General features: G+C 43.9%; 8 protein-coding genes, 17 tRNA genes and 2 rRNA genes. 1 reads left to right on the top strand and 26 read right to left on the bottom strand.

Annotated elements, in window-relative coordinates:
• Positions 1 to 2: 2 nt before the first annotated feature.
• Positions 3 to 1,136 carry a tRNA epoxyqueuosine(34) reductase QueG gene (gene queG, locus AC3ISE_RS03430; RefSeq protein ID WP_489223036.1) on the bottom strand — a complete coding sequence of 378 codons (1,134 nt, stop codon included), beginning with the start codon at positions 1,134 to 1,136 and terminating at the stop codon, positions 3 to 5.
• Between the two features lie 87 nt (positions 1,137 to 1,223).
• Here queG and AC3ISE_RS03425 point away from each other — a divergent pair, with 87 nt between their 5' ends.
• Positions 1,224 to 1,889: a B3/B4 domain-containing protein gene (locus AC3ISE_RS03425; RefSeq protein WP_489224254.1), complete on the top strand. Its 666-nt coding sequence runs from the start codon at positions 1,224 to 1,226 to the stop codon at positions 1,887 to 1,889.
• A 113-nt stretch (positions 1,890 to 2,002) separates the two neighbouring features.
• Here the strand turns inward: AC3ISE_RS03425 and AC3ISE_RS03420 are convergent.
• The 25 genes from AC3ISE_RS03420 to AC3ISE_RS03300 all read right to left on the bottom strand — a co-directional run bounded on the left by AC3ISE_RS03420 (position 2,003) and on the right by AC3ISE_RS03300 (position 15,456).
• Positions 2,003 to 2,076 (bottom strand) — tRNA-Gly (locus AC3ISE_RS03420).
• Positions 2,077 to 2,192: 116 nt separating this feature from the next.
• Positions 2,193 to 3,770: a response regulator transcription factor gene (locus AC3ISE_RS03415; protein ID WP_489223035.1), complete on the bottom strand. Its 1,578-nt coding sequence runs from the start codon at positions 3,768 to 3,770 to the stop codon at positions 2,193 to 2,195.
• Positions 3,751 to 5,562: a cache domain-containing sensor histidine kinase gene (locus AC3ISE_RS03410; protein ID WP_489223034.1), complete on the bottom strand. Its 1,812-nt coding sequence runs from the start codon at positions 5,560 to 5,562 to the stop codon at positions 3,751 to 3,753. The genes AC3ISE_RS03415 and AC3ISE_RS03410 overlap by 20 nt, the downstream gene beginning before the upstream one ends.
• A 600-nt stretch (positions 5,563 to 6,162) precedes the next feature.
• On the bottom strand, positions 6,163 to 7,446 hold the full coding sequence (locus tag AC3ISE_RS03405) for an ABC transporter substrate-binding protein (protein WP_133312194.1): 1,284 nt from the start codon (positions 7,444 to 7,446) through the stop codon (positions 6,163 to 6,165).
• Positions 7,447 to 7,528: 82 nt separating this feature from the next.
• A complete protein-coding gene (locus AC3ISE_RS03400) occupies positions 7,529 to 8,356 on the bottom strand; it encodes a carbohydrate ABC transporter permease (protein WP_070879345.1) in 828 nt (275 codons plus the stop codon).
• Positions 8,356 to 9,297, bottom strand: a complete 942-nt coding sequence (locus AC3ISE_RS03395; protein ID WP_070879344.1) for a carbohydrate ABC transporter permease — start codon at positions 9,295 to 9,297, stop codon at positions 8,356 to 8,358. Before AC3ISE_RS03395 ends, AC3ISE_RS03400 begins: the two co-directional genes overlap by 1 nt.
• Before the next feature lie 307 nt (positions 9,298 to 9,604).
• Complete coding sequence (locus AC3ISE_RS03390; RefSeq protein ID WP_489223033.1) at positions 9,605 to 10,111, bottom strand: hypothetical protein; 507 nt, start codon at positions 10,109 to 10,111, stop codon at positions 9,605 to 9,607.
• A 444-nt stretch (positions 10,112 to 10,555) separates the two neighbouring features.
• Positions 10,556 to 10,636: transfer RNA gene (locus tag AC3ISE_RS03385), tRNA-Leu, on the bottom strand.
• A 20-nt stretch (positions 10,637 to 10,656) separates the two neighbouring features.
• A tRNA-Leu gene (locus AC3ISE_RS03380) sits at positions 10,657 to 10,745 on the bottom strand.
• A 19-nt stretch (positions 10,746 to 10,764) separates the two neighbouring features.
• Positions 10,765 to 10,838 (bottom strand) — tRNA-Cys (locus tag AC3ISE_RS03375).
• A gap of 8 nt (positions 10,839 to 10,846) precedes the next feature.
• Positions 10,847 to 10,921: transfer RNA gene (locus AC3ISE_RS03370), tRNA-Gly, on the bottom strand.
• A 59-nt stretch (positions 10,922 to 10,980) separates the two neighbouring features.
• Positions 10,981 to 11,055, bottom strand: a tRNA-Gln gene (locus AC3ISE_RS03365).
• A 36-nt stretch (positions 11,056 to 11,091) separates the two neighbouring features.
• Positions 11,092 to 11,164, bottom strand: a tRNA-His gene (locus tag AC3ISE_RS03360).
• 27 nt (positions 11,165 to 11,191) lie between these two features.
• A tRNA-Trp gene (locus AC3ISE_RS03355) sits at positions 11,192 to 11,265 on the bottom strand.
• An 18-nt stretch (positions 11,266 to 11,283) separates the two neighbouring features.
• Positions 11,284 to 11,368, bottom strand: a tRNA-Tyr gene (locus tag AC3ISE_RS03350).
• A gap of 10 nt (positions 11,369 to 11,378) precedes the next feature.
• Positions 11,379 to 11,454: transfer RNA gene (locus AC3ISE_RS03345), tRNA-Thr, on the bottom strand.
• A 13-nt stretch (positions 11,455 to 11,467) separates the two neighbouring features.
• Positions 11,468 to 11,543, bottom strand: a tRNA-Phe gene (locus AC3ISE_RS03340).
• A gap of 173 nt (positions 11,544 to 11,716) precedes the next feature.
• Positions 11,717 to 11,792, bottom strand: a tRNA-Asp gene (locus AC3ISE_RS03335).
• A gap of 3 nt (positions 11,793 to 11,795) precedes the next feature.
• Positions 11,796 to 11,872: transfer RNA gene (locus tag AC3ISE_RS03330), tRNA-Met, on the bottom strand.
• 43 nt (positions 11,873 to 11,915) lie between these two features.
• Positions 11,916 to 11,991 (bottom strand) — tRNA-Val (locus tag AC3ISE_RS03325).
• 16 nt (positions 11,992 to 12,007) lie between these two features.
• Positions 12,008 to 12,082 (bottom strand) — tRNA-Glu (locus AC3ISE_RS03320).
• 14 nt (positions 12,083 to 12,096) lie between these two features.
• Positions 12,097 to 12,186 (bottom strand) — tRNA-Ser (locus AC3ISE_RS03315).
• Between the two features lie 4 nt (positions 12,187 to 12,190).
• Positions 12,191 to 12,265: transfer RNA gene (locus tag AC3ISE_RS03310), tRNA-Asn, on the bottom strand.
• Positions 12,266 to 12,280: 15 nt separating this feature from the next.
• Positions 12,281 to 12,396 (bottom strand): 5S ribosomal RNA (gene rrf / locus AC3ISE_RS03305).
• Between the two features lie 129 nt (positions 12,397 to 12,525).
• A 23S ribosomal RNA gene (locus tag AC3ISE_RS03300) occupies positions 12,526 to 15,456 on the bottom strand.
• Positions 15,457 to 15,465: the final 9 nt, after the last annotated feature.

Below are 15,465 nucleotides of genomic sequence, written 5' to 3'. Positions count from 1 at the left end.
ACTTACGCTTCTATTAGCGATATTCCTTTTTCGATTTCATTCCGGACTTCTTCGTCTTCTTCAAGCTGAAGAGCTTTTTGCAAGTCGATCAGCCTTTCTTTCTCGCCAATTGAGCCAATTGCCCAAGCAGCAGTTCCGCGAATGACCGGACGCGGATCTTTATGCATCAGCTGGATTAGTTCAGGGATAGCGGTTTGATCTTTAAAGTGAGCGAGCGCAATAATCGTATTTCTCTGAATCGGTTTTTTCCCTCTCCATGACCCAGATACATGTCCAAACTTTTCTTTAAACTCTCTGTTGCTCATGGTAAGCAGGGGCTTCAGCTTCGGCTTTGCAATCTCTGGGTCCGGCTCCATTTCTGCATGAAGATGAAAATCCTTGCCTTTGTTTTCGGGACAAACGGTTTGGCACGTATCACAGCCATATAAACGGTTGCCTAGCTTCTTTCTGTATTTATCCGCTAAAAAGCCCTTCGTCTGTGTTAAAAAGGCGATGCATTTATTTGAATCAAGCTGGCCGCCCTGTACAAGCGCGCCTGTCGGACATGCATCCACACAGATAGTGCAGCTGCCGCATCGGTCTTCCATTGGGGTATCCGGTGAAAATGGAATATTTGTGACGATTTCGCCCAAGTATACATACGATCCAAATTCCGGAGTGATGATCGCACAGTTTTTCCCGCTCCAGCCAATGCCCGCTCTTTCTGCCACAGCCCGGTCTGACAATTCGCCTGTATCAACCATTGATTTAAGCTCAGCATTCGGAACCCTCTCCCGTATATATACCTCGAGCTTATTCAGACGATCTCTTAGCACATGGTGATAGTCCTGTCCCCATGAAGCTCTGCAAAAGATACCTCTTCTATCTTCCTTCGTGCTTCTGGGTGCATCCTTCAGCTTGGATGGATAAGCAAGCGCAATGGAAATAATCGATTTTGCCCCCGGCAGGAGGACATCGGGATTTGTCCGCTTTTCAAGATCAGGCTCTTCAAACCCGGACTGGTATCCATTTTGTTCGTGAACAATAAGCCGCTGCTTCAGTTCATCAAAAATAGAGGCCTGTGCAAATCCGATTTTATCAATGCCGATGCTCTTGCTGAATAAAAGAATATCCTGCTTAAGTTCTTCATAATTCATGTCCTGCACCTCCCTTCGGTTCATATTTTCGAAAAGACATTATCCTATATGGTAAAATAAGTTCATTAAAATGTGGAGGATAAAATGATGGAAATTTCCATAAACCCTGAAATCAAACAGCATTTCCCTGATTTCAAATTGGGCGTTATTGAGTATACAGCAATAAGTGTATCAGAATCTCCTCAAATGCTTAAAGGAAGAATGCGGCTCTTCCAGGAATCAATCTTCTTTGAAATGGAAGACAAAAAAGTACAGGATCTTAAACCGATTGGAGAATGGCGGAGCATTTTTAAAAAGCTTGGCACAGATCCTGGGCGATATCGCCCTTCAAGCGAAGCGCTGTACCGCAGAATTCAAAAGCAGCAGTACCTTGAACCTATCCATTCAGCAGTCGATTTAAATACCTTTTTCTCCCTGCAGCACCAAATCCCATTCGGTATTTACGATGCGGATAAACTGTCAGGGAAGATTGAAATCAGGGTTGGAAATGAAGCGGATGTTTATATGGCCATTAACGGACGGGATGTATCCATGAATGGAAAACTGCTTTCATCAGATGATACTGGTCCCTTCGGAAGCCCTTATGTGGACTCAAAGCGGACCGCTGTCACTGAAGAAACGACAAACGCGCTTCACTTGATCTATCTCCAGCCAAGCATGAATGATGAAAATGCAGATGAAATGTTATCATCATTAACGAAAATGTTCATTCAGATTCATGGCGGGGATGGAAAGTACAGGTTAGTTAAATAATTCAGCGGACATAGCATTTCCTCTCTGTTTTCAGGGAGGGATTTTTTCTTTTAAAAATGAAAAAACGCAATGCCCCGTTTGTCAAAAAACGAAACACTGCGTTGTATATGTATTGGAGCGGGTGATGGGAATCGAACCCACGACATTAGCTTGGAAGGCTAGAGTTTTACCATTAAACTACACCCGCAAGAGATAATAAAGTCATTATAGCAAAAATTGAACCCTTCTTCAACCGGAAACATCACATTTTGTCGAAATAGGGATAAAGAAAAAACAGGAATCCTGTTTTTTCTCCATCGTCTTTTACGATTTAGAAGTCAGGGAATGCCGGTATTCATTTGGTGTAAGGCCAACATGTTTCTTAAATACCTTACTGAAGTACTTTTCATTTTGATACCCTACACCATAGGCCACTTCATATATTTTCAAATATGGATTCTCAAGCAGGTTTTTGGCTTTTTCCATGCGGATATTTGTCAGGTAATCCGTAAGTGTTGCATGATAATCCTGTTTGAATTTCCTCGAAATGTATTCGCGGCTCAGAAAAAAACGGTCGGCAATATCCTGGAGATTGATATCCTCTTGATAATGCTGCTGCAGGAATTCTTCAATTTGCTGCATGTTGTTTTTTTCTTTCTGATACTTCACATTGGACAGAAGCTTAATAAGCTCGCTGAATTCTTTTTTCTTTTCTTCCTTAAATTTTTCAAAAGAAAAAGAACCGTCTTCCTTCCAATAATCCGTGCCTTGATAAAAAACAGGATGGTGATGAACCTCATATTCTTTCATCCAGTTGTTTCTCAGCAAATCAAATTGACTTTCCCAGAGTTTAATCTGCTCTAATGAAAGTGTATGTTCATTAACAAGCTTTATGAAAATCTGCTCCAGCTGTTTTTCGGCCTGTGCCACACTTCCAGATTTAATCGACCATTTCAGTTCGTTTGAGTAATCAAACAGATGCAATAGCGGCTTTAAATCAGTCTCGTTACCCGTCACAATCCTTTTCTGACTCAATAAATGATGTTTTATATATACTTGCTCAGCAGATGTGTAAGCCTCGCTTAAGTCATTCGATTTCTTTCCGAGTGCAAGAATACAATTGATTTTATGAGATTGATAGATGAATGAGCTGATCTCCTCTGCGAGGTACATTACATTCTTATTCTTCCAAAAAAGAATAACAAGCTCTTCTTCCTTGTTGATGTTCCGGAAACAAACACCGTCATTCTGCTTTCTTACTAATTCGTTGCAGATGTTTGTCAGGGTCGAATAGGCAAGCTCATAATCACCTTGGAATGATTTCATGACAATTGATTTTAAAGGAAGAATGGCAACCGTTTTTTCCGCAAGCGACATGGAAATGCCAAATTCTTTTTCAATTTTCTTTTCCGCAGATTCTGATCTTTCTTTTTTTGCACAGAGACCTGACAACAGCCTGTCCCAATAAAGCGGCTTCACTTCGTTCATGACAAGGCTTTCTTCAGCCTGAGAGGTTCTTGACCTGGCCTGCTCTTTCCATTCTGCAACGGCCCGTTCCAGCGTTTCATTTAAAACATCAGGTTCAATCGGCTTAAGAATATAATCAAAGCTTTTATACGCAATCGCATTTCGCATATAATCAAAATCATCATACCCGCTCACCACAATCGTTTTGCTGCCAAAATCAGAGGAATGAAGCCATTTTAACAGACTTATTCCATCCCTCCTCGGCATTCTCATATCTGTAAAAATAATTTCCGGCCTGTGCTCGGTGATCAGCGCAGCAGCCTCTTCGCCGTCTTCTGCTTCAATAATGGTATCAATGCCATGCTTTTCCCAGTCAGCGAGCAGCATGAGCCCTTCACGCACATGCTTTTCATCATCAATTATGATGGCCTTCATTTCTCTCACCTTCCAGCTGGACCGGCAGCCTCATGGTGACCATGAATCCGCCCTCCTCTTTATTTTCAAGAAAAAGCTTTGCTTTGTGATCATAATAAAGCTTCAGCCGCGAATAGACGTTTTTCAGTCCGATATTCGTCTTCGGACCTTTTTTATTCAGCGCATCCGCTCTAAAGTGCTCGTAAATCTCATTCAGCCTTTGCGGTGTAACACCAAAGCCGTTGTCGGTTATTCTCAGCACAAGCTCATTTTCGTCCCTGTAACACCTCAACTCTATGCTTCCAATTCCTTCACGGATATCAAAGCCATGCTTAAAGTAGTTTTCAATGATAGGCTGCAGAATCATTTTAGGGACAAGAATTTGCTGAACATTTTGCTCAACCTCGACATGATAATGCAGATGGTCGCCAAACCGCTCTTTTTGCAAAAGAAGAAAAGCATTTGTGTAGGTAATTTCTTTGCTCAGCGGAACGAGATCTTCCTCCATATTCATCCCATATCTCATAATCTTGGAGAGGTGAGTAATCAATGAATAGATTTGCGGAACTTTGTTTTTCAAAGCAACCGTCCCGATCGACTGCAAAGCATTATAAAGGAAATGCGGATTGATCTGTGACTGAAGCACTTTGATTTGATTTGTCTTGTTTTCAAGCTCAAGCTTGTATTCCCTTGTAATCAGCTGATTAATCCGCTCGATCATCTGCTGAAAGCGGGAGCCGAGTATGCCGATTTCATCCGATCCAAAAGACTGGGAGGCAATCTTCATATTCCCTTTTTCGACCTGTTCGATATTCTGCAGAAGAATTCGGATTGGAGACGTAATTTTAAACGAAACAAACAAGACAGCCAGCACGACGAGCGATAACCCGATGACACCAAAAAGAATGTTGATTTTCACTACGCTGTAGGCGCTGTCATATAGAATATGATATGGTACTCGTTTTACTAGAATCCAGCCTCCAGAGGAATCGGATAACCTGTCATACATCATCACGCCATTAAATGAATTCTCTTTCCACTCCAGAGTGCCTGATGTGCTGTCTGCTTTCATGATGCTGTCTATCCACTTCTGATCATTCTGATGGTCTGAAATCTCTTCTTTTGAACTGTAGATCATTTCCCCTTCCGATGAAAGCAGAAAAAACTCCTCTGATTCACGGTTGTACAAGTTTCTGCTCATGTCAATAATCGTATCCGGAGAGATTCCAAGGGTAATGTAGCCGAGCACTTCGCTTCCGGGAACATTCGTGAGGGCCCTGTGCATCATGATGATGTCTCTTCCTTTTCTCGGACTGTCCTCATGGCTTGCATACACTGGCTCGATATACATGTTGTAGGGACTGCGCTCAGCACTGTTGAAGGCCTCATTCTTTTCGTCTTCAATGCTTGTTGAAAATACAACAGTCGACCGTTTCGTTGCGGAAATCACCCTGTCATCTTTTGCAAAGGAGATTTTCACCTCGTTGATCGTATCCCCTGTATAAAGAATCGTCTGCATCACATTTTTCACAATGCCCACATTTTGATAGTCATTTTTTTCATCAGGCGATCTCAAATAATTAATGAAATCCGGGTTGTTGTATAGTGAGAGGGTCAGCCCGTTGAGCTCATTCAAGTAGCTTTCCAGGTTGATTTTCCCCTGGTACAGCAGGTTGCTGCTTTCTTTGACAACCTGGTCTTCAAGCGACCCTTTCGTATATAAGTACGTTATTAAAATGGAACTGCCGAATGGCACGATTGTTGTAATCATCAATAATATAATCAGCTTATTGCGGATGCTTCTCTTCAGCATGGGGTCTGACCTCCAGGGACTCGCTTATTCTTTAGTATATAACTAGGTTCATAGGCTTAAAAGAACTTTTTGGAATCTTCCTGCAAATACCTTTGGAGTTGATAGAGGGTTTTGTGGATGGCTTTACATGACAGTCGAAAATTGAAATGTATTTGGAAGCAAATTTTTATAGTTAGCGTTGCATAAGCCTTTTGATGCGCCAATCGGCACTTACCCACTCTAGTTCGCGCTGCTAACTCTTTTTTACAACACCTAATTGTGCTTGAACAATCCAGTTCGTGATGCTAATTCCTTTTTAAAACACCTAATCGCTCTTGAACGCTCCAGTTTGTGCTGCTAACTCCTATTTACAACACTTAATCGCTCTTGAACGCTTCAGTTCGTGCTGCTAACTCCTTTTTACAACACTTAATCGCTCTTGAACACTCCAGTTTGTGCTGCTAACTCCTTTTTACAACTCTTAATCATTCTTGAACGCTTCAGTTCGTGCTGCTAATTCCTTTTTACAACACTTAATCGCGCTTGAACACTCCAATTTAGTTAAAACAGCCTATATGAAAAGAAAGCACACCCATAACAGGTGTGCTTTCCATCAGTCTATTACTTCAAGTTATCCCATGAAGATTGGAATCTCTCAAGCAATGTATCATAATCAATTTTGCCTGCAGCGTATTCCTGAATAGCAGCTGCAAATTCTTTATTTGCTCCATCCGGCCATTTGAACCAAGTCCAAGGAATTGTTTTCTCTTCCTTAGAGTAATCAAGGATTGACGTTCCAAGATCGCCAAGACCTGCTGGCTCAATGTTATCAAATGCTGGAATGAATGCAAATTCTTCTGTGATGTAGCGTTTACCAGTTTCAGAAGAAACCATCCAGTCTAAGAATGTTTTAGCTTCTTCAAGATGTTCTGAGTTTTTATTCAATACCCAGTTATTTGGAACGCCTACAGGAAGGTTTCCTGCACTTTCATCATTGCTGATTGGAATTGGAAGGAAGCCCATGTTGATTTCAGGATTGATTTCAGTAATCATGTTCTCAGTCCAGTTTCCTTGTTGAAGCATTGCTGTTTCACCAGAAGCAAAAAGTGTTACTTGAGTGTTGTAATCTGTTGTTAATGGGTTATCGTTTGCATATTTAAGCTCTGTATCAAGTACTTCTTTGAATTCTTTAAATTGCTTGTTGCCAACGATTTTCTCAGATCCATCATATAATCCAGCGATAAATGCTTCTGGATCTTCCTGCTGAGCAAATGGAATGTTAAGTAAATGCTGTCCAATTACCCACCACTCGCCATAACCTGCAGAGAATGGAGTGATCTTTTTAGCTTCAAGCTTTTTCGCAGCTTCTTTTAACTCGTCAATCGTTTTAGGCGGCTCTGTAATCCCCGCTTTTTCAAATAAATCTTTGTTGTAAACAAATCCATATCCTTCAAGGTTTACAGGCATACCATAAAGCTTGCCGTCTGCATCTGTCATTGGCACTTTACCGATTGGAAGAACATGCTCAACCCATGGCTCGCCTGATAGATCAGCTAACTTTTCTTTCCAAAGCTCTAATTCTTTAAATCCGCCGTTGTTGAAAATATCCGGCTCTTCACCTGAAGCAAATTTTGCTTTAAGCGCTGCACCGTAATCGGCACCTCCGCCCACTGTTTCAAGCTTAACTTTAATGTTTGGATGCTCAGCTTCGAATTCTTTAATCATCGCTTGAAGCTGATCCGCAATTTCAACTTTGAACTGGAAGAAATTAAGCGTTACTACTTCATCACCAGACTTAGAATCTCCGCCTGACTCACCATCTTTAGCCGTTTCTTTAGAAGAACAGCCAGCCATAATACCAAATACGAATACTAAAGACATACATAATAACAGAAAGCGTTTCATGAATGGTTTGACCTCCTTGATAACTATAATATTATATAATTTTCTGCATCCATTACATCCAATGAATGCAGAAACTTTATATCTACTTGATTGAGCCTGAAGCAATTCCCTTGATAATGTGCTTTTGCAAGAATAAGAAGAAGATTACTACCGGTGTAATACCGAGCACTAAAGCTGCTAGACCCATATCCCACTGCTTCGTATACTGAGCAAAGAATGAGCTTGCTGCAAGCGGGATCGTCCGCAGCTCTGCATCCTGAAGCACAAGCAATGGAAGCAGATAATCATTCCAGATCCATAGCGTGTTCAAAATAACGACTGTAACAGTAATCGGTTTTAGAAGAGGGAAAACGATTCTCCAAAACACTCCGAACTCGCTGCATCCGTCAATTTTCGCTGATTCTTCAATCTCCACAGGAACTGTCTTTACGAAGCCGTGATATAAGAACAGCGACAGCGGAACACCAAATCCAAAGTACATCATGATTAAGCCTGGAATACTATTTGTGATTCCGAGCGTGCCGCCAAGCTTCATGAGCGGAATCATCACCGTCTGGAACGGGATGACCATGGCAGCTACGAAAAGAATGAAAAGAATCTTGCTGAACTTCCCTGGCGTGCGGACCATTTTCCACGCAGCCATCGAGCTGATGATAACTAACCCAATATTACTGAAAACGGTAATCACAAAGGAGTTCCAGAAAGCGCGCGGGAAGTTAATGATCTCCCACACCTTGGCATAGTTAGAAAACATGAATTCCTTCGGCCAAGCTGCAGCATCAATGAGGATTGCTGCAAACGGCTTAACTGAGTTGACCAGCACGAAATAAAACGGGATAAGGAAAATGAGCGCGACGGCAATCGCTATCAGTTCTAATATAAACGTTCTGCTAGTATACCGGCTGCCCATTATGCCTCAACCTCCCTCTTCTTCGTCATCATAACCTGAACAGTAGTAAAGATTGCCACTACTACAAAGAACAGAATGGACTTCGCTGTACCTAATCCATAACGATTGTTCTGGAAGGCTTCCTGATAAATATTAATCGCTACAGACTGAGTTGAATTAAATGGCCCTCCGCCTGTTAGGGAAATATTCAGGTCAAAGATCTTGAATGCCATTGAAATCGTTAAGAACAGACAAATCGTAAATGCCGGTAAAATTAACGGAATAATGATTTTTGTTAAAAGTGTAAAGCTTGATGCTCCATCCATTTTCGCAGCCTCGAGCAATGAATTATCCACACCTTGAAGCGCTGCAATATAGATGACCATCATATAACCGCTGGTCTGCCATGCAAACACGATGACAATCCCCCAGAACGCTGTCGTTTCATCCCCAAGCCACGGCATTTTGAAAAATTCGATGCCTGTCATGTTTCCAATCGAAGCAAACCCTTTTACAAAAATGAACTGCCAGATAAACCCGAGCAGCAATCCGCCGATAACATTAGGAATAAAAAACACGGTCCGCAATATGTTCTTGGTTTTAAGCGCAGCATTTAAAATCAATGCAAACGCAAAACCTATTAAGTTACTAATAATAACTGCCGCAAACATAAATTTCGTCGTAAACATAAAGGAATTAAAAAAGGCCGGATCGTTCGTAAAGATCTTCTTATAATTCTCAATCCCAACCCACTCAACAGCCGAGCTGACTCCATTCCATGAAGTAAATGAATAATAAAGACCCATTAAGAACGGAAGAATTTGAATAACTAAGAAAAATAAAAGTGCCGGTCCAACAAAGGCAGCGTATGTTAGTAAGCTCTTAAACTTAAATTTCTTTTTAGGTACTGCCTCCAAATGAGATTTCGTGCTTACCGGATTCGTTTGAATTTTCGTTTCCAACCGTATCACCACCCCTTTTATTGTAATCGCTTTCTTTTATTATAATGGTAGCGCTTACTTATATAGGGATACTAAATTGACTAAGATGGTGTATTATTTTGACTAGATGCAGGTACAAAATCTTGTCCTAGCGGAAAAATGACCGATGCAAGACGGTCTTTGGTCACATCTTGAAATTTTAAAGCTTTTAAAAAGAACCGCTAATACTCTTAATAACAATAGACAAGCAGAGGTTCTTTTTAAAACTTGGTAAAAAATAAAGAAGTCCTAGAATGGACTTCTAGGACCTCATTGAATTTCGTATAAATTAATTTGCTCGGAACATCTTTACAGGAACATCTGAAAGAATAGTATCGTTAGGATCTACAACAAAAGTCCAAGTATCGTTAACTGTATTGTTAGGATCTATTCCACCAAGTATAGAGAACGATTTGTGATTTTCATATTCCTGAGTTGAACCTTCAGCGAATGTATAAATAGTTCCTTCAGATTTTGGATCTACCAGTTTCACAATATATATTCCAGGGGTAATTCTTTCTCCAGATTTAAAATCTCCAAGTTCATTGACTTTATAAGATTTATTAGGTTCAAGATTCATAGCATGCTTTTCTGCTTCTGATGGTGCTTCACAAGATGCTAAAGCCGCCTTTGTTTCTTTAAGTTCTCTTTTAGTTGAAGTTAGTTGCTTCTCAAGTTCTTCATATGAAACTTTTTCTTTTCCTTGAATAGCAGCTGGAACAATAGTGGTTGCACCGATTACGATTGCTAACCCTAAACCAAGACTAACAATTACAACTTTCTTTGAATATTTCATAGTTGACCCCCAATATTGTTGTTATTAAAACCTGCCTCCAATGATTTTCTTTGAAGGTAACGGATTTGAAAATATAAGATATAGTGAGAGCGCTCGTAAGCCTTTTTTGTTTCTAACCGCTACAAAAATCCTCTGCTTTCGTTTTGCATTAAACATTGGGTTTTGTGTTTTTATGTTTAAACATAAAGTTAATCCAACTGTAATATTGAATTGAGTCTTAGATTCCTAATTTGGCAATCATCAATAAATAAAGAAAAAGCTGTTTTAAAATCAATTTCCTTTACTACTCATGCCATTTTAAATTTATCTTTGTTTAATGACTGGTACGCACACGATTTTATGTACACGATATTTTTGTAAAAATCGTATATTGGAGATAAATAAAAACGTTCCTTACAAAGTGTAAGAAACGTTAATTTGACAGCTTGACATACTGTTCAATGATACCGGTGGTCGGGGTCGAACCGACACTCCAGAGGAACACGATTTTGAGTCGTGCGCGTCTGCCAATTCCGCCACACCGGCAAATGAAATTGTGATGAAGATGGTGCCGAGGACCGGAATCGAACCGGTACGGTAGTCACCTACCGCAGGATTTTAAGTCCTGTGCGTCTGCCAGTTCCGCCACCCCGGCAAGGGTGATAAATAAAAATTGGAGGCGACACCCGGATTTGAACCGGGGATAAAGGTTTTGCAGACCTCTGCCTTACCACTTGGCTATGCCGCCTCAACTATTGGAGCGGAAGACGGGATTCGAACCCGCGACCCCCACCTTGGCAAGGTGGTGTTCTACCACTGAACTACTTCCGCAAATCGCTTTGTAATGTAGTTTATGCAGGAGCTGCACAAAGATGACTCTTAATGAAAAATGGCTGGGCTAGCTGGATTCGAACCAGCGCATGACGGAGTCAAAGTCCGTTGCCTTACCGCTTGGCTATAGCCCAAAACAAAAATAAAAACCCTATTAAGTAAAAAAAAGGGGCGACTGATGGGAATCGAACCCACGAATGCCAGAGCCACAATCTGGTGCGTTAACCACTTCGCCACAACCGCCATTATACTATATAAGATTAATTAAATTGGCAGGGGTAGTAGGACTCGAACCCACACCGGAGGTTTTGGAGACCTCTGTTCTACCTTTAAACTATACCCCTATATTCTTTTTATGAAAATGGTGGAGGGGGACGGATTCGAACCGCCGAACCCGGAGGGAGCGGATTTACAGTCCGCCGCGTTTAGCCACTTCGCTACCCCTCCACACTGTAAGTGGTGCCGGCAAGAGGACTTGAACCCCCAACCTACTGATTACAAGTCAGTTGCTCTACCAATTGAGCTACACCGGCATTTAAGTGTAAATGGTGGCTTGGGACGGAATCGAACCGCCGACACAAGGATTTTCAGTCCTTTGCTCTACCGACTGAGCTACCAAGCCATTTTATAATTTGTAGTACAATAATGATACATTCTTGAAACCTTCGCCCAAATTTCAGTAAGCTTAGCCAAGGAGCAGCTCAATTTGTGCGCTGATGCTTATGCTTCGAAGCTTATTCGATCGTGCTCTACCGACTGAGCTACCAAGCCATTTTATTCTTTTTTAATTAAGAATGGCGGTCCCGACCGGGATCGAACCGGCGATCTCCTGCGTGACAGGCAGGCATGTTAACCGCTACACCACGGGACCATTTGGTTGCGGGGACAGGATTTGAACCTGCGACCTTCGGGTTATGAGCCCGACGAGCTACCAGACTGCTCCACCCCGCGACAATAATAAATGAAGTTTTTGTGCTGCTGTATTCAGTAAAGATGGTGGAGGATGACGGGCTCGAACCGCCGACCCTCTGCTTGTAAGGCAGATGCTCTCCCAGCTGAGCTAATCCTCCGCAGTGAAAATGATGTTGGTGACCCGTACGGGATTCGAACCCGTGTTACCGCCGTGAAAGGGCGGTGTCTTAACCGCTTGACCAACGGGCCATTTATATAAATAGTGGCGGAGAGCAAGGGATTCGAACCCTTGAGACGGGTTACCGCCTACACGATTTCCAATCGTGCTCCTTCGGCCACTCGGACAGCTCTCCAAAATGGCTCCGCAGGTAGGACTCGAACCTACGACCGATCGGTTAACAGCCGATAGCTCTACCACTGAGCTACTGCGGAATAATATTTTCACTAGCCTGGCAACGTCCTACTCTCACAGGGGGAAACCCCCAACTACCATCGGCGCTAAAGAGCTTAACTTCCGTGTTCGGCATGGGAACGGGTGTGACCTCTTTGCCATCATCACCAGACATAGTGACAAAAATTATTATACTATGAAATCCGAAGATTTCAAGCTTTTTTTTCGAAAGAAGTTATTCTTTCAAAACTAGATAACGTTTGATAACAAGATTCACTTAAATGTTACACTTTATTAGACTGTGGTTAAGTCCTCGAACGATTAGTATCTGTCAGCTCCACACGTCACCGCGCTTCCACCTCAGACCTATCAACCTGATCATCTTTCAGGGTTCTTACTCACTTACGTGATGGGAAATCTCATCTTGAGGGGGGCTTCATGCTTAGATGCTTTCAGCACTTATCCCTTCCGCACATAGCTACCCAGCGATGCCTTTGGCAAGACAACTGGTACACCAGCGGTGCGTCCATCCCGGTCCTCTCGTACTAAGGACAGCTCCTCTCAAATTTCCTGCGCCCACGACGGATAGGGACCGAACTGTCTCACGACGTTCTGAACCCAGCTCGCGTACCGCTTTAATGGGCGAACAGCCCAACCCTTGGGACCGACTACAGCCCCAGGATGCGATGAGCCGACATCGAGGTGCCAAACCTCCCCGTCGATGTGGACTCTTGGGGGAGATAAGCCTGTTATCCCCGGGGTAGCTTTTATCCGTTGAGCGATGGCCCTTCCATGCGGAACCACCGGATCACTAAGCCCGACTTTCGTCCCTGCTCGACTTGTAGGTCTCGCAGTCAAGCTCCCTTGTGCCTTTACACTCTGCGAATGATTTCCAACCATTCTGAGGGAACCTTTGGGCGCCTCCGTTACATTTTAGGAGGCGACCGCCCCAGTCAAACTGCCCACCTGACACTGTCTCCCAGCCCGATCAGGGCTGTGGGTTAGAATTTCAATACAGCAAGGGTAGTATCCCACCAATGCCTCCACCGAAGCTGGCGCTCCGGCTTCCAAGGCTCCTACCTATCCTGTACAAGCTGTACCAAAATTCAATATCAGGCTACAGTAAAGCTCCACGGGGTCTTTCCGTCCTGTCGCGGGTAACCTGCATCTTCACAGGTACTATAATTTCACCGAGTCTCTCGTTGAGACAGTGCCCAGATCGTTACGCCTTTCGTGCGGGTCGGAACTTACCCGACAAGGAATTTCGCTACCTTAGGACCGTTATAGTTACGGCCGCCGTTTACTGGGGCTTCGGTTCAAAGCTTCGCTTGCGCTAACCTCTCCCCTTAACCTTCCAGCACCGGGCAGGCGTCAGCCCCTATACTTCGCCTTGCGGCTTCGCAGAGACCTGTGTTTTTGCTAAACAGTCGCCTGGGCCTATTCACTGCGGCTTTTCAGGGCTATGAACCCTAAAAAGCACCCCTTCTCCCGAAGTTACGGGGTCATTTTGCCGAGTTCCTTAACGAGAGTTCTCTCGCTCACCTTAGGATTCTCTCCTCGCCTACCTGTGTCGGTTTGCGGTACGGGCACCTCTCACCTCGCTAGAGGCTTTTCTTGGCAGTGTGGAATCAGGAACTTCGGTACTAAATTTCCCTCGCCATCACAGCTCAGCCTTATATGAGAAGCGGATTTGCCTGCTTCTCAGCCTAACTGCTTGGACGCGCATATCCAACAGCGCGCTTGCCCTATCCTCCTGCGTCCCCCCATTGCTCAAATGGTGAGGAGGTGGTACAGGAATATCAACCTGTTGTCCATCGCCTACGCCTTTCGGCCTCGGCTTAGGTCCCGACTAACCCTGAGCGGACGAGCCTTCCTCAGGAAACCTTAGGCATTCGGTGGAGGGGATTCTCACCCCTCTTTCGCTACTCATACCGGCATTCTCACTTCTAAGCGCTCCACCAGTCCTTACGGTCTAGCTTCAACGCCCTTAGAACGCTCTCCTACCACTGTTCGTAAGAACAGTCCACAGCTTCGGTGATACGTTTAGCCCCGGTACATTTTCGGCGCAGAGTCACTCGACCAGTGAGCTATTACGCACTCTTTAAATGGTGGCTGCTTCTAAGCCAACATCCTGGTTGTCTAAGCAACTCCACATCCTTTTCCACTTAACGTATACTTTGGGACCTTAGCTGGTGGTCTGGGCTGTTTCCCTCTTGACTACGGATCTTATCACTCGCAGTCTGACTCCCAAGGAGCAAGTCTTTGGCATTCGGAGTTTGACTGAATTCGGTAACCCGATGAGGGCCCCTAGTCCAATCAGTGCTCTACCTCCAAGACTCTCATACTTGAGGCTAGCCCTAAAGCTATTTCGGAGAGAACCAGCTATCTCCAGGTTCGATTGGAATTTCTCCGCTACCCACACCTCATCCCCGCACTTTTCAACGTGCGTGGGTTCGGGCCTCCATTCAGTGTTACCTGAACTTCACCCTGGACATGGGTAGATCACCTGGTTTCGGGTCTACGACCACGTACTAAAACGCCCTATTCAGACTCGCTTTCGCTGCGGCTCCGTCTCATCAACTTAACCTTGCACGGGATCGTAACTCGCCGGTTCATTCTACAAAAGGCACGCCATCACCCATTAACGGGCTCTGACTACTTGTAAGCACACGGTTTCAGGATCTTTTCACTCCCCTTCCGGGGTGCTTTTCACCTTTCCCTCACGGTACTGGTTCACTATCGGTCACTAGGGAGTATTTAGCCTTGGGAGATGGTCCTCCCTGCTTCCGACGGGATTTCTCGTGTCCCGCCGTACTCAGGATCCACTCTGGAGGGAACGAAGTTTCGACTACAGGGTTTTTACCTTCTCTGACGGACCTTTCCAGGTCGCTTCATCTACCCCGTTCCTTTGTAACTCCGTATAGAGTGTCCTACAACCCCAAGAGGCAAGCCTCTTGGTTTGGGCTAATTCCGTTTCGCTCGCCGCTACTTGGGAAATCGCGTTTGCTTTCTCTTCCTCCGGGTACTTAGATGTTTCAGTTCCCCGGGTCTGCCTTCAATATCCTATGTATTCAGATAAAGATACTGTTCCATTACGAACAGTGGGTTTCCCCATTCGGAAATCTCTGGATCAAAGCTTACTTACAGCTCCCCAAAGCATATCGGTGTTAGTCCCGTCCTTCATCGGCTCCTAGTGCCAAGGCATCCACCGTGCGCCCTTCATAACTTAACCTAAATGGTC

The sequence above is a fragment of the Metabacillus sp. KH_069 genome, from assembly GCF_057838075.1.
Note: the sequence above shows the minus strand (reverse complement) of the source record. Positions and strands in the feature narration are given on the sequence as shown.

What these genes read in the sequence shown, in the direction of transcription:
- AC3ISE_RS03390 (WP_489223033.1), bottom strand. Translation starts at nt 10,111, where the DNA reads ATGAAATATTCAAAGAAAGTTGTAATTGTTAGTCTTGGTTTAGGGTTA.
- AC3ISE_RS03410 (WP_489223034.1), bottom strand. Translation starts at nt 5,562, where the DNA reads ATGCTGAAGAGAAGCATCCGCAATAAGCTGATTATATTATTGATGATT.
- queG (WP_489223036.1), bottom strand. Translation starts at nt 1,136, where the DNA reads ATGAATTATGAAGAACTTAAGCAGGATATTCTTTTATTCAGCAAGAGC.
- AC3ISE_RS03405 (WP_133312194.1), bottom strand. Translation starts at nt 7,446, where the DNA reads ATGAAACGCTTTCTGTTATTATGTATGTCTTTAGTATTCGTATTTGGT.
- AC3ISE_RS03415 (WP_489223035.1), bottom strand. Translation starts at nt 3,770, where the DNA reads ATGAAGGCCATCATAATTGATGATGAAAAGCATGTGCGTGAAGGGCTC.
- AC3ISE_RS03425 (WP_489224254.1), top strand. Translation starts at nt 1,224, where the DNA reads ATGGAAATTTCCATAAACCCTGAAATCAAACAGCATTTCCCTGATTTC.
- AC3ISE_RS03400 (WP_070879345.1), bottom strand. Translation starts at nt 8,356, where the DNA reads ATGGGCAGCCGGTATACTAGCAGAACGTTTATATTAGAACTGATAGCG.